The 24930-nt window shown below is 67.0% G+C and carries 22 protein-coding genes; 10 read left to right on the top strand and 12 right to left on the bottom strand.

Annotated elements, in window-relative coordinates; all coding sequences use genetic code 11:
* Positions 1-7 precede the first annotated feature (7 nt).
* The 4 genes from RIT73_RS00175 to RIT73_RS00160 all read left to right on the top strand — a co-directional run bounded on the left by RIT73_RS00175 (position 8) and on the right by RIT73_RS00160 (position 3416).
* Entirely contained in the window at positions 8-622 is a 615-nt protein-coding gene (locus tag RIT73_RS00175) for a DUF3000 domain-containing protein (RefSeq protein ID WP_309130029.1), read from the top strand.
* A 17-nt stretch (positions 623-639) separates the two neighbouring features.
* Positions 640-1791: an HRDC domain-containing protein gene (locus RIT73_RS00170; RefSeq protein ID WP_309130028.1), complete on the top strand. Its 1152-nt coding sequence runs from the start codon at positions 640-642 to the stop codon at positions 1789-1791.
* 139 nt (positions 1792-1930) lie between these two features.
* A complete protein-coding gene (locus RIT73_RS00165) occupies positions 1931-2770 on the top strand; it encodes a helix-turn-helix domain-containing protein (RefSeq protein ID WP_309130027.1) in 840 nt (279 codons plus the stop codon).
* A gap of 64 nt (positions 2771-2834) precedes the next feature.
* Entirely contained in the window at positions 2835-3416 is a 582-nt protein-coding gene (locus tag RIT73_RS00160; protein ID WP_309130026.1) for a dihydrofolate reductase family protein, read from the top strand.
* Positions 3417-3511: 95 nt separating this feature from the next.
* On the opposite strand, the gene dxs is transcribed toward RIT73_RS00160, so the two are convergent.
* Both dxs and acnA read right to left on the bottom strand, forming a co-directional pair.
* Positions 3512-5446 (bottom strand): 1-deoxy-D-xylulose-5-phosphate synthase, encoded by a 1935-nt coding sequence (gene dxs / locus RIT73_RS00155; protein ID WP_309130025.1) that lies wholly within the window; start codon positions 5444-5446, stop codon positions 3512-3514.
* Positions 5447-5895: 449 nt separating this feature from the next.
* Positions 5896-8580 carry an aconitate hydratase AcnA gene (gene acnA, locus RIT73_RS00150; protein WP_309130024.1) on the bottom strand — a complete coding sequence of 895 codons (2685 nt, stop codon included), beginning with the start codon at positions 8578-8580 and terminating at the stop codon, positions 5896-5898.
* A gap of 394 nt (positions 8581-8974) precedes the next feature.
* On the opposite strand from acnA, the gene RIT73_RS00145 reads away from it, so the two are divergent.
* Positions 8975-9193, top strand: coding sequence for a hypothetical protein (locus RIT73_RS00145; protein WP_309130023.1), 219 nt, complete (start codon positions 8975-8977; stop codon positions 9191-9193).
* On the opposite strand, the gene RIT73_RS00140 is transcribed toward RIT73_RS00145, so the two are convergent.
* Positions 9174-10556 carry a TRAM domain-containing protein gene (locus tag RIT73_RS00140; RefSeq protein ID WP_309130022.1) on the bottom strand — a complete coding sequence of 461 codons (1383 nt, stop codon included), beginning with the start codon at positions 10554-10556 and terminating at the stop codon, positions 9174-9176. The genes RIT73_RS00145 and RIT73_RS00140 overlap by 20 nt on opposite strands.
* A gap of 12 nt (positions 10557-10568) precedes the next feature.
* A complete protein-coding gene (locus tag RIT73_RS00135) occupies positions 10569-12467 on the bottom strand; it encodes an APC family permease (protein ID WP_309130021.1) in 1899 nt (632 codons plus the stop codon).
* A gap of 137 nt (positions 12468-12604) precedes the next feature.
* Here RIT73_RS00135 and RIT73_RS00130 point away from each other — a divergent pair, with 137 nt between their 5' ends.
* Positions 12605-13279, top strand: coding sequence for a TrkA family potassium uptake protein (locus RIT73_RS00130; protein WP_309130020.1), 675 nt, complete (start codon positions 12605-12607; stop codon positions 13277-13279).
* Positions 13276-13941: a TrkA family potassium uptake protein gene (locus RIT73_RS00125; RefSeq protein WP_309130019.1), complete on the top strand. Its 666-nt coding sequence runs from the start codon at positions 13276-13278 to the stop codon at positions 13939-13941. Before RIT73_RS00130 ends, RIT73_RS00125 begins: the two co-directional genes overlap by 4 nt.
* Here the strand turns inward: RIT73_RS00125 and RIT73_RS00120 are convergent.
* Genes RIT73_RS00120 through dut form a run of 4 tightly spaced genes read right to left on the bottom strand, consistent with a single transcriptional unit; the run spans position 13913 to position 16421 of the window.
* The gene (locus RIT73_RS00120) at positions 13913-14737 is read right to left on the bottom strand and encodes a DUF3159 domain-containing protein (protein WP_309130018.1); all 825 of its coding nucleotides are present in this window, start codon (positions 14735-14737) and stop codon (positions 13913-13915) included. The two genes, RIT73_RS00125 and RIT73_RS00120, sit on opposite strands and share 29 nt — an antisense overlap.
* A complete protein-coding gene (locus RIT73_RS00115) occupies positions 14730-15104 on the bottom strand; it encodes an OB-fold nucleic acid binding domain-containing protein (RefSeq protein WP_309130017.1) in 375 nt (124 codons plus the stop codon). The genes RIT73_RS00120 and RIT73_RS00115 overlap by 8 nt, the downstream gene beginning before the upstream one ends.
* A 5-nt stretch (positions 15105-15109) precedes the next feature.
* The gene (locus RIT73_RS00110) at positions 15110-15946 is read right to left on the bottom strand and encodes a DUF3710 domain-containing protein (protein WP_309130016.1); all 837 of its coding nucleotides are present in this window, start codon (positions 15944-15946) and stop codon (positions 15110-15112) included.
* A 1-nt stretch (position 15947) separates the two neighbouring features.
* Entirely contained in the window at positions 15948-16421 is a 474-nt protein-coding gene (gene dut / locus RIT73_RS00105; RefSeq protein WP_309130015.1) for a dUTP diphosphatase, read from the bottom strand.
* A gap of 64 nt (positions 16422-16485) precedes the next feature.
* Here dut and RIT73_RS00100 point away from each other — a divergent pair, with 64 nt between their 5' ends.
* Positions 16486-16947, top strand: a complete 462-nt coding sequence (locus tag RIT73_RS00100; protein WP_309130014.1) for a DUF3093 domain-containing protein — start codon at positions 16486-16488, stop codon at positions 16945-16947.
* Between the two features lie 137 nt (positions 16948-17084).
* Here the strand turns inward: RIT73_RS00100 and RIT73_RS00095 are convergent, their stop codons facing one another.
* A complete protein-coding gene (locus tag RIT73_RS00095) occupies positions 17085-17384 on the bottom strand; it encodes a DUF4193 domain-containing protein (RefSeq protein ID WP_309130013.1) in 300 nt (99 codons plus the stop codon).
* Between the two features lie 288 nt (positions 17385-17672).
* Here RIT73_RS00095 and RIT73_RS00090 point away from each other — a divergent pair, with 288 nt between their 5' ends.
* Positions 17673-17900 (top strand): hypothetical protein, encoded by a 228-nt coding sequence (locus RIT73_RS00090; protein WP_309130012.1) that lies wholly within the window; start codon positions 17673-17675, stop codon positions 17898-17900.
* A 132-nt stretch (positions 17901-18032) separates the two neighbouring features.
* On the opposite strand, the gene RIT73_RS00085 is transcribed toward RIT73_RS00090, so the two are convergent.
* Positions 18033-19133 carry a ferrochelatase gene (locus RIT73_RS00085; protein WP_309130011.1) on the bottom strand — a complete coding sequence of 367 codons (1101 nt, stop codon included), beginning with the start codon at positions 19131-19133 and terminating at the stop codon, positions 18033-18035.
* Between the two features lie 244 nt (positions 19134-19377).
* On the opposite strand from RIT73_RS00085, the gene sepH reads away from it, so the two are divergent.
* Positions 19378-20436 (top strand): septation protein SepH, encoded by a 1059-nt coding sequence (sepH, locus tag RIT73_RS00080; RefSeq protein ID WP_309130010.1) that lies wholly within the window; start codon positions 19378-19380, stop codon positions 20434-20436.
* Here sepH and cydC read toward each other — a convergent pair.
* Positions 20411-23905: a thiol reductant ABC exporter subunit CydC gene (gene cydC / locus RIT73_RS00075; RefSeq protein ID WP_309130009.1), complete on the bottom strand. Its 3495-nt coding sequence runs from the start codon at positions 23903-23905 to the stop codon at positions 20411-20413. The two genes, sepH and cydC, sit on opposite strands and share 26 nt — an antisense overlap.
* A complete protein-coding gene (gene cydB / locus RIT73_RS00070) occupies positions 23902-24930 on the bottom strand; it encodes a cytochrome d ubiquinol oxidase subunit II (RefSeq protein WP_375294953.1) in 1029 nt (342 codons plus the stop codon). Before cydB ends, cydC begins: the two co-directional genes overlap by 4 nt.

The following is a 24930-nucleotide window of genomic DNA, read 5'->3' as shown; positions in this document are numbered from 1 at the left end:
GGCGAGTGTGGTCAACACCTCACCTCTCAACCGCATTCCGGCGGAGTTCTCCGCCGTCACTTCGGTCCTGCGCGAAGCTCGGAACACGACCAACGTGTCGATCTCCGAGATCCCGGCACCGGCGCGACTGGCCCCCTATTCCTATGCCCTCGGCGCAGAGGTGCGCGCGGACGAGACGTTCCTGCGAGCCAGCGGCGAGGCCATCGAGGAGCTCGCCACCGGTCGTATCGTCGTCCTCTACGACCCCGACTCCCCAGCGGAATGGGAGGGTCCGTTCCGTGTGGTCTCCTACATCCGCGCCGAGCTCGAGCACGAACTGGGCAACGAGGCGATGCTCGGCCACGTCGCCTGGACCTGGCTGGAGGACGCTCTCGAGTCCAACGACTGCGAAGTCGTCGCCGCGGGAGGGACGACCACCCGGGTGCTGTCGGAGAGCTTCGGCACCCTGGCCACCCGCCCGGCCACGATAGACTTGGAGCTGCGCGCTTCCTGGACACCCGTGATCGCGGAGCCCGAGATGATCGGGGATCACTTCGAGGCGTGGATCGATCTGCTGTGCACAGTCGCCGGACTGCCACCACTGCCTGAAGGAGTTTCAGCCCTGCCCGGGCGTCGTCGATGATAGAAGAACCACCGCTCTTGACCGCACCGGCCGAAGGCACGCCGCCGGTCGTCGACACCCCCGAGGACTTCGCCCAGGCCTGTGAGCGCCTGGCGGCCGGGACGGGACCAATCGCCGTCGACGCCGAACGCGCGTCCGGAATCAGATACGGTCAGCGCGCGTTCCTCGTGCAGCTGCGCCGCACCGGATCGGGCACCTTCCTCCTCGATTCCGAGGCGCTCGGTGATCTCACCGCGCTCAATGCGGCACTCGGCGACGATGAGTGGGTCCTCCATTCCGCCACCCAGGATCTGCCGTGCCTGCAGGAGCGCGGAATGCGCCCGGCGGGAATCTTCGACACCGAACTCGCGGCCCGGCTGCTCGGCTGGGAGAAATTCGGTTTGGCCGCAGTGGCGGAGCGGACGCTGGGGGTGCGGTTGGCGAAGGAGCATTCGGCCGCCGACTGGTCGGTGCGGCCGCTGCCTGCGGAATGGCTGGACTATGCCGCTCTCGACGTCGAAGTGCTGCTGCCCATGCGCGACATCCTCGAGCAGGAGCTCATCGACTCGGGCAAGTGGGAGTATGCCCGGCAGGAGTTCGCCCATCTGCGCACGTTCACGCCCAAGCACTATGCCGAACCCTGGCGGCGGACGCAGGGGCTGTCGAAGCTGAAGTCCCGCAAGGACATCGCCAAGGTGCGCGAACTCTGGCAGGTCCGCGACTCCATGGCTTCAGAAGCCGACATCGCTCCGTCACGCGTCCTGCGTGATCGCGAGCTCATCGCGCTGTCCGTGTCCCGGGTTCGCTCGAGCGATGACATCATGGCGATCTGGCCGAAGCTGTCCCGGGCCGAGTCCGCCCGGCTCTTCCGTGCCTTCCGCAAGGCGACCCGCCTCCCCGACGACGAGCTGCCTCGGCGCCACGAGGCTGCGACGGGGCTGAGGTCCCCGCTCAGCCACACGGAGATCAAGGAACGGATGGCGGCCCTCAAGGCGGCGATCGCCGTCCGCGCCGAGGACATGGAGATCCCCCACGATGTGCTGCTGCAGCCCGCCGTGGTCAAGGCACTGGGCTCACGTCCGGTCGACGACGTCGTCGAGTTCCTCATCGAGCATTGTGCGCGGCCGTGGCAGATCGAACTGTGCGCCCCGGTCCTCGAACGCGCCCTGGAGTCCCTGCCCGAGGAGTGAGGCGGTTCAGACGGCGGTGCCGGCCCCACGACCGAGTGCGGTGAGATGGACTGTGACCACCGCGACTTCAGCCGGCACTTTTTCGGCGGCTGGAATTTCCGGCACTCGTCGACGACGAGACCTCGACTACGCTATGGGCATGGAGTACGTCTCCAGAGTGCCGCGACCACCGTTGGACGGGCTGATCGACGACCTCTACTTTCTTCACGGTTCGCCGCCGTACCCGATGCTGACGCTGCCGCCGGCTCCCTCGGCGCTGCTCATCATCAACCTCGGGCCGCCGTTGCGCATCCGCGGCGGCCTTGACGTCGAGACAACCGAGTACGCCGACGGCTGCGTCGTCACCATGCCCACCCACGCGTGGGACTTCGGCTACCCACTGCGGTCCCGCTCCATCGGTGTGCACTTCAAGCCGTGGGGCTTGGCTCCGTTCCTACCGATGTCTGCGGCTGAGCTGTGTGATCGTCCGATGTCAGTGGAACAGGTGTGGGGCCGTCCCGCAGTTGCCGAGCTGCAGGACCGACTGGTCATGGCAGAGCACCCGCCCGAGATGCTGACGCTGCTCGAGGAGGAGTTGATACGGCGGCTGCATGAGGCCCCCGGCCTGGAGCTGGTCCGCCAAGCGAGCAAAGTCATCGCGGTGACAAGAGGGTCGGTGCCGGTCGGCGACCTGAGAGAGGCAGCCGGTGTCAGCAGCACTCACCTGGCGCTTAGGTTCAAAGAATTCATTGGCGTCACGCCGAAGCGGTTGGCCCGCACCCACCGCTTCGTCGCCTCCATGCTCGCGATCGACCCTGCCGATCCGATCGACTGGGGTGGCCTCGCCACCAGCGCGGGCTACTTCGACCAGTCCCACTTCAGCCACGAGCTCCGGGCTTTCACCGGTCTCACACCGAGCCGATACCTCGAAGTCAGGCGCCGGTTCCTGCGCGAACACCCCGGTCACGTGCTCGACGGCTGGCCGCTGCCCGCCGATTGATTTCCTACAAGACCGACCGCTAGCGGATGGTTAAAGTGGGGTATCCCAGACAGAGGAGCTCCCCATGGGCAAAGTGGTGATGTACGCGTCGGTATCGGTCGACGGTTTCATTGCGGACGAGAACGACCAGCCTGGACCGCTGTTCGACTGGTTGTCCAACGGGGACGTCCCATTGGACGCGAGCGGCTTCTTGAAGGTGTCGCAGGAATCCTACGACTGCACCCGACCATATTGGGACCAGATCGGAACGACAGTAGCGGGTCGCCGAGTCTTCGACTTGACGGACGGCTGGGACGGGAAGCCCCCGAGCGGAATCGACCACGTAGTCGTCGTGACGCATCGGCCGGCTCCCGGCGGCTGGAATCCGGAAGCGCCGTTTCACTTCGTCGAGGGCATCGAGGCAGCCGTGGTCAAGGCACAGCAGTTGGCCGGCGACCGCATCGTTGAGGTCGCCGCCGGCGACGTCGGTGGTCAGGCGCTGGCTGCGGGCCTGGTCGACGAGGTGCGCATGGACGTGGTGCCCATAGTCTTCGGTTCTGGCAGGCGCTACTTCGGGTCGGTCGACGCGCAGCACCTGTTGGTTGGTCCCGAGGCCGTGGTCCAGGGCAACAGAGTGCTTCATCTGCGGTATCAGGTTCTGCGCTGACCGATCCGGCTCCGGTCGGCCGTGAACGTTCGAACGACCGCAGCCTCAGGCGGCAGTGCGGCCGTGCACACCGTCGCTTGGACGGTCCTTGGCCTTCAGACGGCGGTACGGGTCTGAGCGCGAGCCTTGAGGTCGGCGGGCAGGATGTGCACGATCTCCTCGACCATCGTCGTCACGTCCAGGCCTGCGTATTCGAGGATCTCGTCGCGCGTGCCCTGCGGCAGGAACTCGTCCGGAGCGCCGAGCTCGACGACGCCGATGCGGGAATCGGCGGCCCGCAGGTCACGACGGATCTGGGAGCCGATCCCTCCGATCTTCACTCCGTCCTCGATCACCGCGACGAGGCTGTGCTCACTGGCCAAGTCGATGACGCTGCCCGGCACCGGAAGCACCCACCGCGGGTCGACGATCGTCGAGGCGATCCCCCGCTGGGCCAAACGGTCTGCAACCTCATGGGCGCGCGCGGCCAGCGGACCGACGGAGACGATGAGAACATCCTTGGAGGCGCCGGCAGGCACCTCCCGCAGGACGTCGACGCCGTCGGAGAGGCGGCGGAGCGCGGGAATATCGGTGCCGACGCTGCCCCTCGGGAACCGGATGACGGTGGGAGCGTCGGAGACGTCGACCGCTTCGCGCAGCTCCTCGGTCAGCCGTGCTCCATCACGAGGGGCTGCGAGCCTGAGCCCTGGGACGATCCGCAGCATCGCGATGTCCCAGATGCCGTGGTGGCTGGCTCCGTCGGGGCCGGTGATCCCCGCCCGGTCGAGCACGAAGGTCACGCCCTGCCCGTGCAGGGCGACGTCCATCAGGATCTGGTCGAAGGCCCGGTTGAGGAACGTCGCATAGATGCAGACGACGGGATGCAGTCCACCGAAGGACAGTCCTGCCGCCGAGGCGACGGCGTGCTGTTCGGCAATGCCGACGTCGAAGACCCGCTCCGGGTACGCCTCGGCGAATTTCGCGAGCCCCACCGGCATGAGCATCGCGGCGGTGACGGCGACGACGTCCTCGCGATCGGTCGCGATGTCGAGGATCTCGTCACCGAACACCGAGGTCCACGAGGCCTGCTTCGACGGCGTCGACTTCCCCGTCACCGGGTCGATGACTCCGACCGAGTGGAACTGGTCGGCGTCGTCGTTGACGGCCGGGTCGTAGCCCTGCCCCTTCTGCGTGATCATGTGGACGATGACAGGTCCCCCGTCGTAGTGCTTGGCCCGCTGCAGGGCCTTCTCGACGGCAGGCAGGTCATGGCCGTCGACGGGACCCAGGTACTTGATGCCGAGTTCGTCGAACATTCCTGTCTGCTCGGCGCTGACCATGTCCTTGAGACCGCGTTTGACGCCGTGGATCGCGCTGTAGGCGGCCCGGCCGGGTGCCCCGGACTGCTGCAGCGTCGACTTGCCCCAGGACAGGAGCTTCTCGTAGCCGGACGTCGTCCGCAGTTCGTCGAGGTGGTCGGCGAATCCGCCGACGGTGGGCGCGTAGGAGCGTCCGTTGTCATTGACGATGATGACGAGTTTGCGCGGCGGAGTCGACTTGTCCGCGGCGATGGTGTTGAGCGCCTCCCAGGCCATTCCTCCGGTCAGGGCTCCGTCGCCGATGACGGCGACGACATGGCGGTCGGTTTCACCCTTGAGCTGGTGAGCCTTGGCGATTCCATCGGCCCACGACAGCGACGCCGAGGCGTGGGAGTTCTCGATCACATCGTGCTCGCTCTCCTCTCGGCTGGGGTAACCGGAGAGGCCGTCCCGCTGGCGCAGGGAGCCGAAGTCGTCGATGCGACCGGTGAGGAGCTTGTGGACGTAGGTCTGATGCCCGACGTCGAAGAGGAGGGTGTCGTGCGGAGATTCGAAGACGCGGTGCAGTCCCATCGTCAGTTCGACGACGCCGAGGTTGGGGCCCAGGTGACCACCGGTGCCCGCGACCGTGGTGACCAGGTAGTCGCGGATTTCCTTGGCGAGGACCTCACATTCGGCCGCATCGAGTGCGCGCAGGTCGGACGGCGAGTTGATCGACTCGAGAAATGTCATTCGGCCTCGCTCCTGAACACGCGATGAACAATTGGTGCTGAATTTTCCACTCGGCCCATCTTAACGCTTAGTCCTCCCAGCTCCCCTCTCCGCGCGGGTCCGGAGTGAGGCATCACACCTCGACTCCAGACAGCCAGCGGACGCAAAGTGCAGACAGCCGTCATGACCCACAACCGGTCATATCGCGCAGGACGCCGCCTATCTGAAGCGAGTTGTATGCGCTTAGGTGCGATCTCACGTCGGAAATCGCACCAAACTCCACACAGCTTGCTTCGATCGCAGCGAACTGCACACAACTCGGCCGGTTCGCAGCGCATTGCAGGCAGCTCGGCCGGCGGCGTCGGAGCGAGTGGGACGGCGAAGGCCGGCGGGCCCACCGAAGCGGGTCCCACCGGCCTTCGCAACAGCCGCGGATTCAGAGGCTGCGGCCGATCATGCGGTCAGTCGGATCAGGCAGTGGCCAGCTGACGCAGCACGTACTGCAGGATGCCGCCGTTGCGGTAGTAGTCGGCCTCGCCCGGGGTGTCGATGCGCACCACGGCGTCGAAGTCGATGCTCGTGCCGTCGTCCTTCTTCGCCTGGACCTTGACGGTGTCCGGCACGGTGCCCTCGTTGAGCTCGGTGACACCGGTGATCGAGAAGGTCTCGGTGCCGTCGAGTCCGAGCGAATCCGCGGACTCGCCGACGGGGAACTGCAGGGGCAGAACGCCCATGCCGATGAGGTTCGAGCGGTGGATGCGCTCGAAGCTCTCGGTGATGACGGCTCCGACGCCGAGGAGCTTCGTGCCCTTCGCCGCCCAGTCACGCGACGAGCCCGAGCCGTACTCCTTGCCGCCGAGGACGACCAGCGGGGTGCCTGCCTGCTGGTAGTTGACCGAGGCGTCGTAGATCGTCGTCTGTGGTCCGCCGGGCTGGGTGAAGTCGCGGGTGAAGCCGCCCTGGACTCCGTCGAGCAGCTGGTTCTGCAGACGGATGTTGGCGAAGGTTCCACGGATCATCACTTCGTGGTTTCCGCGCCGCGAGCCGTAGGAGTTGAAGTCCTTGCGCTCGACGCCGTGCTCGATCAGGTACCTGCCGGCCGGGGTGTCGGCCTTGAAGGAGCCTGCCGGGGAGATGTGGTCGGTCGTCACCGAATCGCCGAGCTTGGCGAGCACACGGGCGCCCTCGATGTCCTTGACCGGCTCCTTCTCGAGGCCCATGCCGTCGAAGAACGTCGGTTTGCGCACGTAGGTCGACTTCTCGTCCCACTCGAAGATCGAGCCTTCCGGCGTCTGCAGCGCCCGCCAGCGCTCGTCGCCGTCGAAGATCCGGCCGTATTCGGTGTCGAACATGTCCGTCGAGATCGAGGAGTCGATGATCGACTGGACTTCCTCGGCCGAGGGCCACAGGTCGGCGAGGTAGACGTCGACGCCGTCCTTGTCCTTGCCCAGGGGCTGGTTCTCGAAGTCGAAGTCCATGGTCCCGGCCAGGGCGTAGGCGATGACCAGCGGAGGCGAGGCGAGGTAGTTCATCTTCACGTCGGGGCTGATCCGGCCCTCGAAGTTGCGGTTGCCGGACAGGACTGCGGTGACCGAGAGGTCGTTCTCCTGAATGGCCTCGGAGATCTCGGGGTCGAGCGGGCCGGAGTTTCCGATGCAGGTGGTGCAGCCGTAGCCGACGACGTAGAAGTTCAGCGCCTCGAGGTCCTCGATGAGGCCGGCCTTCTTGTAGTAGTCGGTGACGACCTTGGAACCGGGAGCGATCGAGGTCTTGACCCAGGGCTTGGAGTTGAGTCCGCGCTCACGGGCCTTGCGTGCCAGGAGTCCGGCGGCCATCATCACCGAGGGGTTCGAGGTGTTGGTGCAGGAGGTGATCGAAGCGATCGCCACGGCACCGTTGGTCAGTTCGAAGTTCCGTCCGTCGCTGGCGGCCACGGCCGCGGACTTGGACTCCTGGCCGGGAGCGGCGTAGTTGTGGATGTCCTTGGCGAACTGGCTCTTGGCATCGGTGAGCGAGATGCGGTCCTGGGGGCGCTTCGGACCGGAGATCGACGGCACCACGGTGGACAGGTCGAGTTCGATGTACTCGGAGTACACGACTTCCTTGCTCGGATCGTGCCACAGGCCCTGGGTCTTGGCGTAGTCCTCGACCAGCTGGATCTGCTCGGGCGAACGTCCGGTGAGCTTGAGGTAGTCGATGGTGACATCGTCGATCGGGAAGATCGCGGCGGTCGAACCGAACTCGGGGCTCATGTTGCCGATGGTCGCACGGTTGGCCAGCGGCACCGAGGCCACGCCCTCACCGTAGAACTCGACGAACTTGCCGACCACGCCGTGCTGGCGGAGCATGTCGGTGATGGTGAGCACGACGTCGGTCGCGGTCACACCGGCGGGAATGTCCCCGGTGAGCTTGAACCCGACCACTCGAGGAATGAGCATCGAAACAGGCTGGCCGAGCATCGCTGCTTCCGCCTCGATCCCGCCGACGCCCCAGCCGAGAACACCGAGGCCGTTGACCATCGTGGTGTGGGAGTCGGTTCCGACCAGGGTGTCGGGGTAGGCGCGGAGCACGCCGTCGACCTCACGCTGCATGACCACACGGGCCAGGTACTCGATGTTGACCTGGTGGACGATGCCCATGCCCGGAGGCACGACCTTGAAGTCGTCGAACGCGGTCTGGCCCCAGCGGAGGAACTGGTAGCGCTCGAAGTTGCGCTGATACTCGATGTCCATGTTGCGCTCGATCGAATCGGCGCTGCCGAAGGAGTCGATCTGCACCGAGTGGTCGATGACGAGTTCAGCCGGAGCGAGCGGGTTGACCTTGTTGGGATCGCCGCCGAGTTCGGCGACCTTCTCACGCATTGTGGCGAGGTCGACGATGCAGGGCACGCCGGTGAAGTCCTGCATGACCACGCGGGCCGGGGTGAACTGGATCTCCGTGTTCGGCTCCGCCGTGGGATCCCAGCTGCCGAGAGCTTCGATGTGCGCCGAGGTGATATTGGCGCCGTCCTCGGTGCGCAGCAGGTTCTCGAGCAGCACCTTGAGGCTGAATGGAAGCTTCTCGGAGCCCGCGACCGCATCCAGACGATAGATCTCATAATCCTGATCGCCCACGGTCAGAGTGCTCTTCGACTTGAACGTATCGACGTTGCTCATCGTGATTCTCCTGTTTCATCCGATACCTGGAACCGGGCAGGCCGATGCGCCGCGCTCCGATTTACGCGACACAATTGTTTCCAAAAGTATCTTGACATCAAGATAAATTCTAGCGCATTCGGACGGCCTTGACCACCGTCACGGGGTCATTGCGAACGCGCCCCCGATCCGTTCGCGGATCGGCTGAGTTCTGCCATGACGGGCCGGGCGTGGCGGCGGAGTACCGGGTTTTCCCGAGGTCGGTCTCCGGTCAGCCCCAGCGTCGAGACGACCTGCGATGTCTAGGGTGAATATCGCAGCCGTCCCCTGACTGCAGTCTCACGCTTTCCCCCGCGCTCCCGAGAGCCCCGCACTCCCGAGAGCCCCGCCCGCACTTCTGATTCAGGAGCCCCTCATGGACCCGTTCACCTTCGGCGCCGGATTCGGCTTCGGCGCCCTGATCGTCGGCGTTATCTTCGCCGTCCTCTGTCAGTCCGTCGCCCAGGGCAAGGGTCGGTCGCCCGGCTGGTGGGCGCTCTGGGGATTCCTCACGACCCTCATCGCGCTGATCGTCCTCGTCCTGCTCCCGCAGGCTCGGCTCAGCGATGCAGCACTCAGCGATGCAGAACGGTGACCGTCTCGAGGTGCGCGGTCAGCGGGAAGAGATCGAAGCCGCGCAGACTCCCGATCGCGAATCCTCCGGCAGTCAGGGCCTGCAGGTCGCGAGCCAAAGTCGCTGAGTCACAGGAGACGTAGATGATCGTCGTCGCATTCGAGCCGACCAACTTGCCTGTGACGTCCCTGCCCGCACCGGCTCTCGGCGGGTCGAGGATGATGACCTCGGAGTCAGGCAGTTCCACCTCGTCCACCCGGGCTGCGGTGAAACGTGCGTCGAGGTCCTGTGCGTTCTCCTTCGCCGCTGTGATCGCCGTCTTCGCGCTCTCGACACCGTGGAGGCGGGCGCCGGTCGTCGCCGCGGCTCCGATCCCCAGCAGGCCGACTCCGCAGTAGAGGTCGGTGATCGACCGGGCGTCCGTCGGAACGGCAGAGGTCACCACCGAACTGAGCAGACTCGGAGCCTGCCGGTGCACCTGCCAGAAGCCGTCGGCGGCGACGCGGAAGGAGCGCCCGTACACCGTCTGCCGCAGAATGTCCGTGCCGCGGATCGAGCTGAGGACCGTCCGGCGTCCGCGGCCGTCTGCAGCAGTCGGGCGGCGCCCGGCTCGTCGGGATCGCCGAGCGCCGCCCGAGGTCCCGGTCTCGGCCAGGATCGACCACTGCGGCCCCAGGCGCAGGGAGAGTTCGCTGAGCGGGCCCGCCCCGCAATCGCCGCGCACGATGACGGCTCCCTGCTCGCCCGCCCAGGCGAACTCGAGACGAGTGGCACCGGGCACGCGCAGGTCGCTGACCTCGACCTCGGCGATCTCAGGACAGGCCAAGGGCGCCGAGGTGACGGGCACGACCTCATGGCTGCGCGGAGCCAGCATCCCGGGCCGGCCGTCGTCGTCGACGGCCAGCTGCACCCGGGTGCGCCAGTCGAGGCCCGTCGTCTCCCCCGGCGCGGCCGCGACGGTCGGCTGGACGTCGAGGTGGCCGATGCGGGAGAGCTGATCGGTGAGCACCTGGGCTTTGAGCTCGCGGCTGTAGTCGAGATCGGAGTGGGCGAACTCCATGCCCCCGAAGAGCGGTGGCGAGGCCGACGCCGATGTCCCGGAGGGCGTGGATGCCCCGACGAGCGCCGGCGCCTCGGCCGGCAGGTAGTCGAGGCGGCGATCGGGGACCCGGTGCGCGGAGGCCTCGAGCACCTCGCTCACCTCGGCGCGCAGAAACTTCCGCGACGAGCCGTCGACGATGCGTGCGCGCACCCGCTCCCCCGGCAGCGCGCCGGCGACGAACACGACCTGACCCTGATGTCGGGCGACGCAGGATCCTCCCGCGGCGGGGCCCTCGACGAGCAGCTCCAGAACGTGGCTGTCAGTGCGGTCGGATTCGCTCATATGTGCTCAGGCCTATCTGTACAAGGGTTCGACGGGAACGTCTCCGTCGAACTGTCGGGAGAAGGAGCGCAGGCGCCAGGGCACGGACACCACGACGACGTTGGGGACGAGCAGCAGACGATTGCGCAGCTTCAAGGCTACTTGGTTGTGGAGGATGTGCTCCCACCACCGTCCCACGATGTACTGCGGGATGTACACAATGACGAGGTCCCTGGGGGAACGACGGCGGATCGCCTGGACGTGGGCCAGCAGCGGGCGAACGAGCTCCCGGTACGGTGAGTCGAGCACCGTCAGCGCGACCGGCAGCTCCATGTCGTCCCATTGCTTCTGCAGCGCTTCGGCGGCGTCCTCGTCGACGGCGACGGTGACCGCCTCCAGCTGCGTCGACCGGGTCACCCGCGCATAGGACAGGGCCCGCAGGGTCGGTTTGTTGATCTCGTTGACGACGACGATCGCATGGGTGTTCGAGGGGATCGTGCGGGAGTCCACCTCGGCGACGGAGGCGAGCTCCTGCGCGACTCGCGCATAGTGCCGGTGAATGGCGCCCATCACCAGGTAGAGGGCGGCCATCGCGGCCACCGCGATCCATGCTCCGGCGAGGAACTTCGACACGATGACCACGAGGAGAACCCCGGCGGCGATGACGCAGCCGACGGCGTTGATGACCCGGTTGACGTGCATCCGCAGCCGCGTCCGGTGCTCGATGACCAGGCGCAGGCGCTTGTTCCAGTGCAGGACCATGCCGGCCTGGCCGACGACGAAGCTCGCGAAGACCCCGACGAGGTAGAGCTGGATGAGCAGCGTCGCCGAGGCGCGGGTGACGATGACGAGCACGATCGCCGCCCCGGCCAGGAGCAGGATGCCGTTGGAGAACGTCAGCCGGTCGCCCTTGGACGCGAGCTGCCGGGGCAGGAACTTGTCCCGGGCCAGGCGGGAGGCGAGTCCCGGGAATCCCTCCACCGCGGTGTTCGCGGCCACGAGGAGGACGAGAGCGGCGACCAGGACGACGAGGTAGAACATGACCGGCGCCGTGTCGAAGACGGCGTGGGCCAGCTGGGCGAGCACCGGCTCCTGTTCGTATTCGGCGCTGACGGCGACGCCGTCGGGTCGGATGAGGTGGAGGTGAGGATCGTCGACGTACTTCACGCCCGTCACGGACGCCAGGTAGGTCAGCCCCGTGAGCATGAGGGCCGCGAGCAGACCGGACAGCAGCAGGGTGTTCCCGGCGTTCTTGCCGCGCGGTTTGCGGAAGGCCGGCACCGCCGTGGCCACGGTCTGCACTCCCGCGAGGGCCACCGATCCCGAGGAGAACGCGCGCAGCACGATGAGGACCGTGGCCAGACCGAGTGTCAGCTCGTCATTGGCGGCCGAGTGGGCGATGGTGTAGTCCGCGGTCTCCGCCTGCGGGACGTCACCAGTCCCGACTCGGACCAGTCCCACGCAGGCGGTGAGGAACACCGCGGCCAGGAACAGGTACGTCGGTATGGCCAGCAGCACGGGGGTCGCCTTCGACCCGCGCAGACCCGCCAGGGTGATGAGCAGGATGCCGGCGATCGCCACCGGCACCCGGTACGGGGCCATGACGGGCAGGGCGGTGGTGATGTAGGCGGCGAACACGGTCATCGACACGGCCAGAGTGAGGACGTAGTCGACAAGGAGAGCCGCGGCCACGACCAGACCGGCGCGGGGACCGAGGTTCTTCGAGGCCACCTCGTAGTCGCCGCCGCCGGAGGGGTAGGCCCGGACGTTGAGGCGGTAGCAAGCGACGATGACGAGGATCACGCCGCCGACGGCGACGCCGACCCAGGGGGCGACGCTCACGGCCAGCAGGGACGTCAGCGACAGCGCGAGGAGGATCTCGTCGGGGGCATACGTGACCGAGGAGAGCATGTCGGAGGCGAACACCGGCATGGCGACGCGCTTGTTCAGCGCAGGGACTCGCCTGTCCTCACTGCGGAAAGGCCGTCCAACGAGTAGTCTTTTGACGGCATCAGAAAAACTGCTGGCCACGGGCACCAATGGTAGATCACTGCGGAGAGGAATACCCCATGCACTTCGTCATCATGGGCTGCGGCCGAGTCGGGGCGTCACTGGCCAAAGCCCTCGACGGAGCCGGGCACTCGGTCGCCGTGGTCGACCGCGACCCGGATGCCTTCCTCAAGCTCGGTCGCGACTTCTCCGGTTCCACGATCACCGGCATCGGGTTCGACCGGGAGACACTGACCCAGGCGCGCACCGCCGACGCCTACGCCTTCGCGGCAGTCTCCAGCGGGGACAATTCCAACATCCTCGCCGCGCGTGTCGCCCGTGAGACCTTCGGAGTCACCAACGTCGCCGCCCGGATCTACGACCCGCATCGGGCACAGGTCTTCGAACGCCTCGGAATCCCCACGGTGCCCACCGTCCGCTGGACCGCGGAGCAGGTGATGCGCAAGCTCGTCCCGCAGGGGTCGATCACGGAGTATCGCGAACCCTCGGGCAAACTGGTGCTCGCCGAGGTGCACCTCGATCCCGGCTGGGTGGCCCGGCCGATCAAGCAGATCGAAGACGCCACGAAGGCCCGGGTCGCCTATCTCACCCGGCTGTCCTCGGGGGTCGTCGCCCACGACGACCTCCTGATCCAGGACGGCGACCTCGTGCATCTCATGTGTCCGGTCGGTCGCCTCGGCGAGATCGAGAAGATCCTGGACGAACCACCAGCCGAAGTCATGGAGGAAGAATGAGAGTCGTCATCGCCGGGGCCGGGTCGGTCGGTCGGTCCGTGGCCCGGGAGCTCCTCGACAAGAAGCACGAGGTCCTGCTCATCGATCAGAACAAGGACGCGCTCGGGCACGAGCGCATCCCGGGGGCCGAATGGCTGCTCTCCGACGCCTGTGAGCTCGCGGGCCTGGGCGAGGCGAAGCTCGAGGAGGCCGACGTCGTCGTCGCCGCGACCGGTGACGACAAGACCAACCTCGTGCTGTCCCTGCTGGCCAAGACCGAGTTCGGGGTTCCCCGCACCGTGTCCCGGGTCAACAACCCGAAGAACGAATGGCTCTTCGACGACAACTGGGGCGTCGACGTCGCTGTGTCGACTCCGCGCCTGATGACCGCTCTCGTCGAGGAGGCCGTGGAGGTGGGCGGGCTCGTACACCTGATGAGCTTCGAGCGCGGGCAGGCGGGGCTGATGGAGTTCACCGTCCATGAGTCCTCGGAGCTGGTCTCCTCGCGGATCGGGGCCATCGCGTTTCCCGTCGATACGGTGATGGTGGCCATCATCCGCAATTCCCGCGCCTTCGCGCCGAGCCCCGACGACGTCATCGAGGCCGGCGACGAGCTCTTCTTCCTGTCCTCGCCGGATCAGCAGGACACGCTGCTCAGGCTCTTGCAGGCCTCCGCACAATGAGCCAGGTCATCCACAGCACGACAGCGGTCAGCGGCAGGCCCATGATGAGCTTCGCCGTTCCGAGGTAGGCCGTGAGCCCGGCGTAGTAGAGGGGCACCTGCACGATCAGCCGGACCACGAACAGTCCCACCCAGATCCAGGTGACCAGGGCGTAGCGGCGCAGTTCGACCGGGTCGCTGCGCCACTCGAAGAACCCGCCGGTGTCGCTGCCCGAGCGCTTGAGGGCGGCCACGACGATGCCGATCGCCGGGTACCTGATGAGGATCGAGACCGTCAGGGCCAGCGCGTAGCCGACGTTGGCCAGCAGTCCGAGGGCGAAGAAGTCCTCGCTTCGTCCCGTCGACCGTGCCACCAGCGCGCAGACCAGCACTCCGAGGAGCCCGCCGATCGACTGCGACACAGGCCGGCCGGCGACGAGGGAGACGATGAGGACGCCGACGCCGGCGACCACCGAGGCGATGAGGGTCGTGCGCAGGTCTTCGGTGATCGTATAGACGATGACGAAGATGAGGACGGGGACGATCGAGGTGACGATCCCCCACACCCCGCCCAGAGCCGCGAGCACCGAGGACTCGGCCTTGGCCAGGGAGCTCGACGTCGCCACCTTCGCCAGCGGGTCCAGCCCGCCGGGCGTGTCGGAATCGTCCTCATTCGCCGAGGTGGTGGACCGGTCGACCGCGTTCGCCGAGGTGGTGGGCCCGTCGGCTGCGTTCGCCGAGGTGGGGCCGGGGTCGTCGGCGTTCGGTGCGGTGCCGTCCCGGTCGCAGTCCTCCCGGGGCGGCTCCTGCTCACTCATGGTCGTCCCGGGTCTGGATCAGTTCGTACACCGGGTTGTGGGCCCGCAGCTCCCCTTCGTGTTCGCAGAATCGGCCTTCCAGGACCACGAGGGCCCCGGGCTTGATGCCGCTGATCTCCCGGCGTCCCAGGAACTGTGCCTGGACCTCGCCGGTGCCGTCGGAGACGGTGACGGTCAGTCGGGGATTGTCACCGACGCAGGACCGGGTCGTCGCGCTGACGACGCCGGCGACCCTCGACATCTGCCTCGGCTTGAGCTCTTCGATGCTGATGACCCCGGGGATCTGAGAGGCCAGGCGGAGGTCCGCCCGCACCTCGGCGTCGCGGGAGCCGTAGTCCCGCACGAAGCGGGTGATGAGGTTCAACATGGGGCTCAGCGGATCTCCGTGATCTCCGGTCCGCGCTCGAACGGGTTGAGGTCCTCGTCCGAGTCGTCCTCCGATTCCTCGGCGGGGTCGACCTGCGGCGGGGTGAGGACGATGAGCTCACGCGGGGCCATCGCCTCGTTGCCGCGGTCGACGACGACACCGCGGACCAGGGCGCTCAGCTCGGCCCGCACCTCGTCCTCGGTGACCGCTTTGCCCGAGAACACGGCACGCACGAACCAGCGCGGCCCGTCGACGCCGGCGAACCGCATCGCACGCTTGGTGGGGCGCCCGTCCTCGGTCTTGGCCGGGACCAGCGCGCTCAGCTCCTTGCCCAGGGCCGTGTGGAGCTCGCTGGTCTCCCCGCCCTGATCGGCGATTCCGGTCGCCAGCTGACGGCGCACCGTGTTCCACAGCCCCTCGGAGCGCGGCGTCGCGAATGCCTGCAGCTGGACTCCACCGCCGTCATGGATGAGGGTCACGGCGAGCACGCGCTGAGAATCGTCGGTGTCGAGGCGCACCTGCATCCCGTCGACCACGGGAACCTTGAGAGCGCCGAGGTCGAGGCGGTTGAGCTCGGGATAGTCCTCGGAGGCGTCGAAGGGACCCTTCTCCGCGCGGTCGAACGGCGCCGACTTGCGCAGCAGCGCCTCGTCGTCGTCCTCGTCGTCCTCGTCTGCGGAGGACCCGGCGTCCACCTCGGCGTCGTCGTCCTCCTCAGCGACGGAATCGTCCACGGCGGTCCCGCGGATCGATGACTCCTCGTCGGCTTCCTCAGCGGCGGCAGCCCGGTCGAGTTCCTCGTCCGAGGCCTTCTTCTTCGAGAATCGAGAGAACAGTCCCATTTCACATTCCTCCGGCTCTCAGTCCTGCTTCGACTCCACCTGTGGAACCGAATCCGCCTGCGCCGCGGTCACTGTCGTCCAGTGACGTGACGAGACGGAAGTCTGCTTGTCTGATCTCCTGGATCACCAGCTGAGCGATGCGATCTCCACGGGAGATCGTCATCGCGGTGGTGGGATCCAGGTTGATGAGGGGGACCATGATCTCGCCGCGGTAGCCGGCGTCGATGGTTCCGGGAGCATTGATCACGGTGACTCCGTGTCGGCTCGAGAGTCCTGAGCGCGGGTGGACGAAACCGGCGTGGCCCGCGGGCAGAGCCAGGGCGATGCCGGTGGGCACGAGGCGCCGGGCGAAGGGCTCGAGGACGAAGTCGATCGTCGAGCACAGGTCCGCACCTGCATCGGTCGCATGCGCGTAGACGGGCACGTCCATGCCGGCATCCAGCAGCTTGAGTTCAATCTTCAGGGTTTCGACCACAAAGATGCACTCTAACGTGCCCGGCTGAGGGCTTCCAAAAAAACCGCTGTGGGAGAATGAGGGCATGGCACCGACTCAACCCGAATCGCAAGTGATCTACACCGAGAAGCTGCGCCCCTCCCCCGGCATCTGGGCCCTCTGTGCAGTCGCCGCGGCGGCGACGGCGCTCATGGTCTTCCCGGTGTGGAAGATCGGCGCGATCGTCCTTCCCGTGGTCACCTTCCTCCTCCTGGCGCTGTGGATGCGGTCGCTGACGGTGAAGATCATCGTCACCAGTTCGCAGCTGATCGTCGGCGAGGCTCACATCGACCGCAAGTACGTCGCCGCTGCCCACGCCTATGACGCCGAGGCGGCTCGTGTCGCTCGCGGGATCGAGCTCAATGCGCGTGCCTTCCTCATGGTGCGGCCCTGGATCAAGCCCGCTGTGAAGATCGACATCGCCGATGAGACCGACCCGACTCCGTACTGGCTGGTCTCGAGCACTCGCCCGCAGGAGTTCGCCGCGGCCCTCAACACCCACGCATAGGTCCTTCCCACCCGGGCCGTATGAGTCTTCCCACGGCCGTATGAGACTTCCCACAGCAGACGCGAACGCGCCCCGTTTCCGGGGCGCGTTCGCGTTGTGGGTCCTCGTCGGAGCGGAAGAGCGATGGGGTCGGGGCCTCAGCTCGCGCAGTCGGTGCAGATCGGCATTCCACCGTCCTCGCTCGCCATCTGCGACCGGTGCCGGACCAGGAAGCACTCCATGCAGGTGAACTCGTCGTTCTGCTTGGGCAGGACACGCACCGACAGCTCTTCGTTCGACAGGTCGGCGCCGGGCAGCTCGAAGCCCTCCGCGACTGCGGTTTCGTCTTCGTCGATCTTGCTGGCCTGGGCCTGGGAGCGCTGAGCCTTGAGCTGCTCGATGGAGTCGCTCTTGATTTCGTCGTCGTGCTTACGAGGTGCGTCGTAATCGGTTGCCATGTGGCGTCATCGCTCTCTCTGAGGGGGTACTGAAAGGGAATTCGATCCGCTTTCCGAAACGTGTCCTCAGCATTGTGCACTCTGCCGGGGTCGTTGGCAAGATCAGATCTCTCCCGCTCGCAGTGATTCTCATCACCGACAAGGCTCCTCGTTTCGACGCACACATTGGATTCTCGAAAAGCTCTGCAACAATGCATGGAGTTGGAAGCATCGGCTGCACTTCGCCGGTGAACGAAACTGGCGTTGTCCCCGCGTGTGAGGGGATGCCAAAGGAAGGACGGATACACGATGAGTGAATTCGCAGATCAGCTCGACACCAGGATCGCAGATGTCCGTCATCGCCTGAATGAGGCCAGGACCGCCGGGGACGACTTCTTGGTCGAGACCCTCATCGACGAGCTCGAGAACCTGCTGGCGCTTGCCGATCGCAACGACGTCGACACCGGACCCATCGCCGAGGTGATCCAGGCCGAAACCGGCGCGATACCGATCATTGTGGAACCGGGACAGGCCTGAGCGCACAATCCCTCCCCTGCTCATCGAGCGGAGGAGGGATTCTCATATCTGCTGCCCGGGCGGGTCAGCCGGCGGGCCGCGCCAGCCGGCGGGCCGGGTCAGCAAGCGTGCCGGGTCATCAGTTCCGAACTGTCACCAGTTCGGCACAGTCGGTCGGTCGATCCGACCACGGCAGCAGTCGATGCTGCAGGCGCCGCTGCCCGGAGTCAGAGGCGTCGTCCCCGCGATGACGGGAGTCTCGACCTCCTCGCCGCGCAGTTGGGCCACCCGTTCCTCGATGAGGTCGACGAGGCCCGAGACGAAGACCGGGTGGGTTCCGACGGTCGCCACCCGGGCGAAGGCCAGGCCGAGCTCTGAGGCGGTCTCCTTCGCCTCGGTGTCCAGGTCGAAGGCGACCTCCATGTGATCGGAGATGAAACCGATCGGCACCAGCACCACTCCGGTGATCCCCTCGGCCGCGAGCTCTTCCATCCGATCATTGACGTCGGGTTCGAGCCAGGGCACCTCCGGCGAGCCGGACCGTGAGCAGTAGACGAGCTCGGCGGGCAGGCGCATCTCCTCCGGCAGCTCCTGGAGCAGGTGGTCCATGAGCTCCTCATGCTGGGCCCGATAGCCGTTGGTGGCGACTTCGGAAGCATCCTGCATCACGTTGGGGATCGAATGGGTGACGAACAGGATGCGATGCTTCTGCGCGTCGATCCGGGAGACCTGACCGCGGAAGTCCTCCAGCCCTTCCTTGAGGAGAGCAGAGCAGGCAGCGGCGTATCCCGGATGGTTGTAGAACTGCCGGATCTTCTCGATGGAGACGTCGTGGCCCTCACCGCGCAACGCCTCGATGGTCTGTGCGAAGTCCTCGCGGTACTGGCGGCAGGAGGAGTACGAGGAGTAGGCAGAGGTGTCGATCGACAGGAAACGGGTCCGTCCGTCCTCGGCCGCGGCACGGACCTCATCGGTGAGATAGGGCTCCCAGTTGCGGTTTCCCCAGACCAGTGGGGTGTCGATCCCGCGCCGGTCGAGTTCGGCGCGCAGTGCCGAGAGGAGAGCCTTGTTCTGGTCGTTGATGGGCGACCGGCCTCCGAAGCCGTAGTAGTGCTCACCCACTTCCTCGAGGCGCTCCTCCGGGATTCCGCGGCCTGCGGTGACATTGCGGAGGAAGGGGACAACTTCTTCTGGCGCCTCCGGTCCTCCGAATGACATGAGGACGAGGGTATCGATGGGTGCAGTCGTATTCACGCCCTCGATGTTACCGCGCGGCGTCGATCAATGCCGGTTGTCCGCACAGTGAGCAGAAACCATTCACGCCGGTCAGCCAGCGGCGTCACCCCAGGCAGCCGCCAGGGGCCATTCCAGGCAGCCGCCAGGTGCTCTGAAGTGACCGCAGCACTTGCGATTTCACGACTCGCGAGCGAATCTGCCCCACTCTCCGACGTGGACGTGACACGATTCAAGTCGAGACTGCGATTAAGGAGCCTACGCAATGCGTGATTTGAGCTTGAATGGAGTCGACGCGGACGGCACTCACCTGTTGCTGAACGACGAAGACGGCCAACAGTACCGTCTGCCCTTCGACGAGGCTCTCTACGCGGCCGTCCGCAAGGATCGCGCCGCAGTCAGGGGTGAGACCCCGGTCCGTCCTCGCGACATCCAGGCGATGATTCGCGGTGGGATGAGCGCGGAAGAGGTGACCGCCGCAACGGGTGCCGACATCGAGCAGGTGCGCACCTACGAACGGCCTGCCCTGGCCGAACGCTCGCACATGGCGTACCGGGCCAGCCGCCACCCCATCTACTCGGACCACGATCCGAACGGCGACCCGACCCCGCTGGTCGAACTGTGCCAGACGCGACTGGCGATGCGCGACGTCGACATCGAGACGATGGACTGGGACGCCTGGAAGCAGCAGGACGGCAATTGGTACATCCAGCTCAGCTTCACCGCCGCTGACCGCACGCGCACCGCCGGCTGGAACTTCTACCGCAATTCGCTCTCTCCGCTGGACGACGAGGCGAAATGGCTGTCCGACTCCGGCCCGACCGACACCGGTCCGATCCCGCACTACGGAAGCGCAGCCGAACGCCACCGCACCGAGGAGATCGAGCCCCCGGCGTCGGCCTCTGCTGCCCCCGAGTCGACCCCTTCCGCCCGCGACCACCAGGCGGAGACCGGACGCATCCTGGAGAACCTGCGCAAGCGGCGCCGGTACGAGGAGGAGGACGAGCCGCGTGCACGTCTGCGAGCCGTGACCGAGGACCCGGAGACCCACCCGCAGGGAGCGCACACCGCACCGGGACGTCCCGAGACGGCCACCGACGACGAAGTGTTCGCGTTCGAACCGGAGTCGAGCGATGAAGAGCAGGAGCCCACTCAGGAGGTGGGCGTGTTCGACGACGACAACCAGCTCTCCCTGCTCAATGAGCCCGGGGTCACCGACGATTCGAATCAGCTGCGAGAGGCTGAATCGAAGTCGAAGAAGAAGAGCAGCCGCGCCTCGATCCCGAGTTGGGACGAGATCATGTTCGGCTCGAAGCGGGACTGAGCCGCCGAGACCCGAGGTCGACCACTCGGTCACCGGCTGCGATGAGACTGCGATCGTGGGTGACCAACACGACCGTATGGTCGTCGAGGCTCCCCCGCAGGTGACTGATCAGGGTGTCGGCGGTGTCCCGATCGAGATGGGCGGTGGGTTCGTCGAGGACGATGATGTCCGCGCCGCTGAGGATCGTCCTCGCCACGGCCAGCCGCTGCCGCTGACCGCCCGAGATGTCACCGCCGCGATCACCGACCCATCTGTCCAACCCGGCCGGGTGAGCCCACTCGGCCAGACCGGCGCGGCGCAGAGCCCGGCACATCTCCGCCTCGTTCGGTGCTTCGGCCCGCGCGATCGCCAGATTCCCTCTGACCGTTGAACGGAACGCATGCGCCTCCTGCGGGCACCAGGCCACTCTCCCGGCCAAGTCCGCCGGCTCGAACCCGAGCATGTCGAGGGAGCCGCACTTTTGGCCGGTCGCCGAGTAGCTGCCCGTCCATGGGTCGAGGAAACGCAAGAGCACACTGAGCGTCGTCGACTTCCCGCTGCCGCTGTCACCGACCACTGCCGTCCAGCGGGTCCGGTCGGCCCGCAGGTCGAGGTCGCTGAGCACCGGCACCCGTTCCCAGCCCACGGTGATCCCTTCGAGCTCCAGAGAGTCGAGCCGAGGGATGCGTCCGCCGCCGATTCCATGGGCGTTCGACTCCTGGGCGTCGTTCGGCTCCTGGGCGTCGTTCGGCTCCTGGGCGTCGTTCGGCTCGTGCCGGTCGTCAGCGGCGAGTGAGTCACGTGGGTCAGGGGCCGGAATCCGGTCGAGGACCAGCCCGAGGCGGGGCAGCTCCCGCCATGCCGAGAGTCCGGACCCGAGGACATCGCTGAGCCCGAGTGTCATGAGCACGGCCACCGCCATGATCTCCATGGGTGCCGCAGTCGTCGACGCAATGGCCACGGCCGCCGCAGCCGTCGACAGCTGGACCGTGAGCTGAGCGGCTCCGAACGCCGTTGCCGAACTCCGCGCCGCCGCTGCCAGCCCGGCCTCCGCCTCGGCGAGGTCCGCGAGAACCCCTGCCGCGGCACGGTTCGCCGTCAGGTCGACCTTCGCCGCGAGCGCCCGGGTGACGAGGGACAGGATGCGTCCCTTCCCGTCGGCTGCTGCCGGAGCTGCTGCGCTCTGCGCGCGCAGCAGGAGAACCGGGACGACGAGGAGGTCGAGGAGCCCGAGGACGAGGAGGATCGGCACGGCTGCGGGGTGGAGCAGTCCAGCTGCCACCACGATCGAGGCGAACACCAGTCCCGAGACCACGGGCGGGACCAGGGTGCGGGGAACCAGATCGCGGACATCGTCGGCGTCGGCGACCATGGTCCGCAGGGCGGTCGTCGAGGTGAGCATCGTCCGATCGCTCATCCCCGCTCTTTCGAAGTGCGCCCACAGACGAGACCGCAGCCGAGTCAGGGAGGCGAAGATCGCCGAATGCAGTCTGAGCCGACTGAGGTACTGGAGGAGTGAACGGGTGAGTCCGAAGAACCGCACCCCGACGATCGCGACCATGAGGGTCATGATGGGCGGGCCGTAGGAGGCTTCGACGATGAGCCATGCCGAGACCGCGGTCAGCGCGATCGCCGACAGGCCGGCCGCGCAGGAGGCGAGCAGGGCAAGGACCATGTCTCTGCTGAGCAACGGCATGGTCGCCCGCAGTGTGCCCCACCGCTGACGCCACCTCCCGGGCCTGTGGGTGGCGGGCGCTGTCACTGCAGCCGACATGCGTGGCGATGCGTCGGCAGCATTCTCCCGTGCGTTCGGCCTCGTCACACCGTCACCGGCGGAGACAGCGTCACCGGCAGGGTCGGTGACCTCGGCGCCGCGGTCACCGACGAGCTCAGCGCCGGGAGCCTCCGCAGCGCTCGCCGGCCCCACCTGTCGGTGCCGTTCGGTCTTCTGCGGACGGATCTCGTGGTCGGCCAGAGCAAGCACCCGCTCATTATGACTGGCGAGGACGACTCGAATGCGGGTGGAGAGGGCAGTGATCATCTCGACGATGTGCCGGGCGCTGTCCTCGTCGAGGTGCGCGGTGGGCTCATCGAGGACGAGCACTTCGGCGCCGGATTCGATTCGGCCGGCGATGCGAACGAGCGCGAGCCGCCGCAGCTGCCCCGGGCTCAGTGCGGCGGTCGGGGTCGACTGGTCCATGGGAAGCCCGGCCTTCCGCAGCGCCTCGTGCTGCGAGCCTGGCAGACCGAAGACCCGCAGCTCCTCGCCGATGGTCTCTGCGAACATCTGCGGGGACTGCGGCATATAGGCGCAGGCCCTGGCGGGAAGCGTCGACTCGGCAGCGGCGGGCAGGGTTCCGGTCAGGGCTGAGAGCACGCTCGACTTTCCGGCCCCCGTCGGTCCGCTGACAGCCGTGATGCCCGGATGACCGGGGATCTCCCCCGTCCACGAGATCCTCGTCCCGTCCTCGTGGACCAAATGGTCGGTGGTGGCCCCGTGAGAGTCCGCGCGAGAGCCCTCGCCTGCGGACCCGTGAGTGCCCTCGCGGGAGTCCACGGTGCTGCGGTTCTCCTGCTCCTCGGCGATCAGCGCCCGGGCACGATCGTAGGCATCGCGACCGTTCTCGCTCGCGTGGAAACCGGCCCCGAGCTGCCGGAGCGGGATGAAGCACTCCGGGGCCAGCAGGAGCACGAAGAGGCCAGTGGTCAGGTCCATGCTCCCCGACACCAGGCGCAGGCCGATGACGACCGCGACGAGGGCCACGGAGATCGTGGCGATGAGTTCGAGGGCGAGGCTCGACAGGAAGGCGATCCGCAGTGTCCTCAGACTCGCCTCGTGATAGTCCCGGCCGAGCCGGCGCAGGGACCGGGCGTGATCGCGCGAGCGACCGACGCCGATGAGGACGGGCAGGCCTGCTGCGAGTTCGGCCAGGTGATCGGACATCCGAGCCAACGCCGTGCTCGTCGCTGCGGTCGAGTCCGCGGTGTACCGGCCGATCAGGGTCATGAAGATCGGCACCAGGGGAAGGCAGACGACGATGATGACGGCCGAGAGGAGATCGGCGAACACGATGCGGATCAACAGGGTCGCGGGAACCGCTGCCGCCGCGCACAGCGCCGGCACGACGGTGGTGAAGTAGTCCTCGAGGTCCTCGATGCCGCGGGTCACCGACACGGCCGTCCCCGCCCGCGGCCGGGACCGTCCGGTGAGCAGGGTGGTGAGGATCTCCGCGCGCAGCCTGCGGTGGCTGATCGCCGCCGTCCGGGTCCCCCAGCTGTGGTCGCACCACAGGCTCGACCCGCGCAGTCCCCCGCCGAGGAGGGCGAGCGTCCACCACAGCGACTGGTCACCGGAGCCGACGACGGCGCGCACGATCGCCTCGGCGAGGAGAACGATGCCCACGGCCCGGAACAGCGCGCTGGCCACGGGCACCATCATCCGGCGCCTGCCCGCGGGCAGGTCGAAGAGGATGCGCAGCGGCGAGCTCATGAGCGGATCGCGACGGGCAGGCGGTGGGCCTCGGGAATGTGGGTCTCGCGCAGCCGCCCCAGGAACATCCGATAGCTGAAGATCTGATAGCCGATGATGATCGGCAGGAAGATGACCGTGACGACGAACATGACGCCCAAGGTGTACTCCGATGACGACGCCGAGGTGACCGTCAGGGAATGGGCGGGGTTCAGGGTCGAGGGGAGGATGACCGGGTAGACGGCGGCGAAGACCGCGCTCAGCCCAGTGACCAGGTAGATCACGTGGAAGGTGAAGGCCCTCTTCTCCGCACCCGCGCGGACCGCGCGGACCGAAGCGGTGAGGAAGACCACCGACACGGCGACGACGGCGAGCAGCCAGAACCGGGTCAGGCCGGCCAGCCAGAACCAGATGAGGAAGGGCACGGACGCCGGGAGCATCGCCCGCAGGGCCCAGCGGCGCGCCTTGGCCCGCATCGGCCCCTCGGTCTTGAGGCCGAGGTAGAGGAGTCCGTGGACGAGGGCGAAGCCGACTCCGCCCAGCCCTCCGAGCAGCGCCGGCCAGCCGATCCAGGCGAACGCTCCCCCGACCATGTCGCCGTACTCGTTGAGCGGCAGTCCGGTCGAGGTGATCGCCAGCAGGGCGCCGACGAAGAACGCGATGCCGAGCGAGCCCAGTGCCATCGCCCAGGTCCAGAAGCTCCGCCAGGCAGGGGTGTGACCCTTGCCGCGGTACTCGATGGCGACCGCGCGGAAGATGAGCGCGAGCAGGCACAGGGTCAGCGGCACGTAGAGCGCGCTGAACAGCGAGGCGTACCAGTGCGGGAAGGCGGCGAAGGTGGCTCCCGCCGCGGTGACCAGCCACACCTCGTTGCCATCCCAGACAGGGCCGATCGAGTTGAGCAGGACCCGCTTCTGCCTCTCATCGCGGCTGAAGAGCGGCATGAGCATGCCGACGCCGAGGTCGAAGCCGTCGAGGAACAGGTATCCCATCCACAGCACGATGATGAGGACGAACCAGATCGTGGCCAGAGTTTCCATCGTCAT

It is taken from the genome of Brevibacterium sp., from assembly GCF_031179145.1.
Lineage (GTDB): Bacteria > Actinomycetota > Actinomycetes > Actinomycetales > Brevibacteriaceae > Brevibacterium.
Note: the sequence above shows the minus strand (reverse complement) of the source record. Positions and strands in the feature narration are given on the sequence as shown.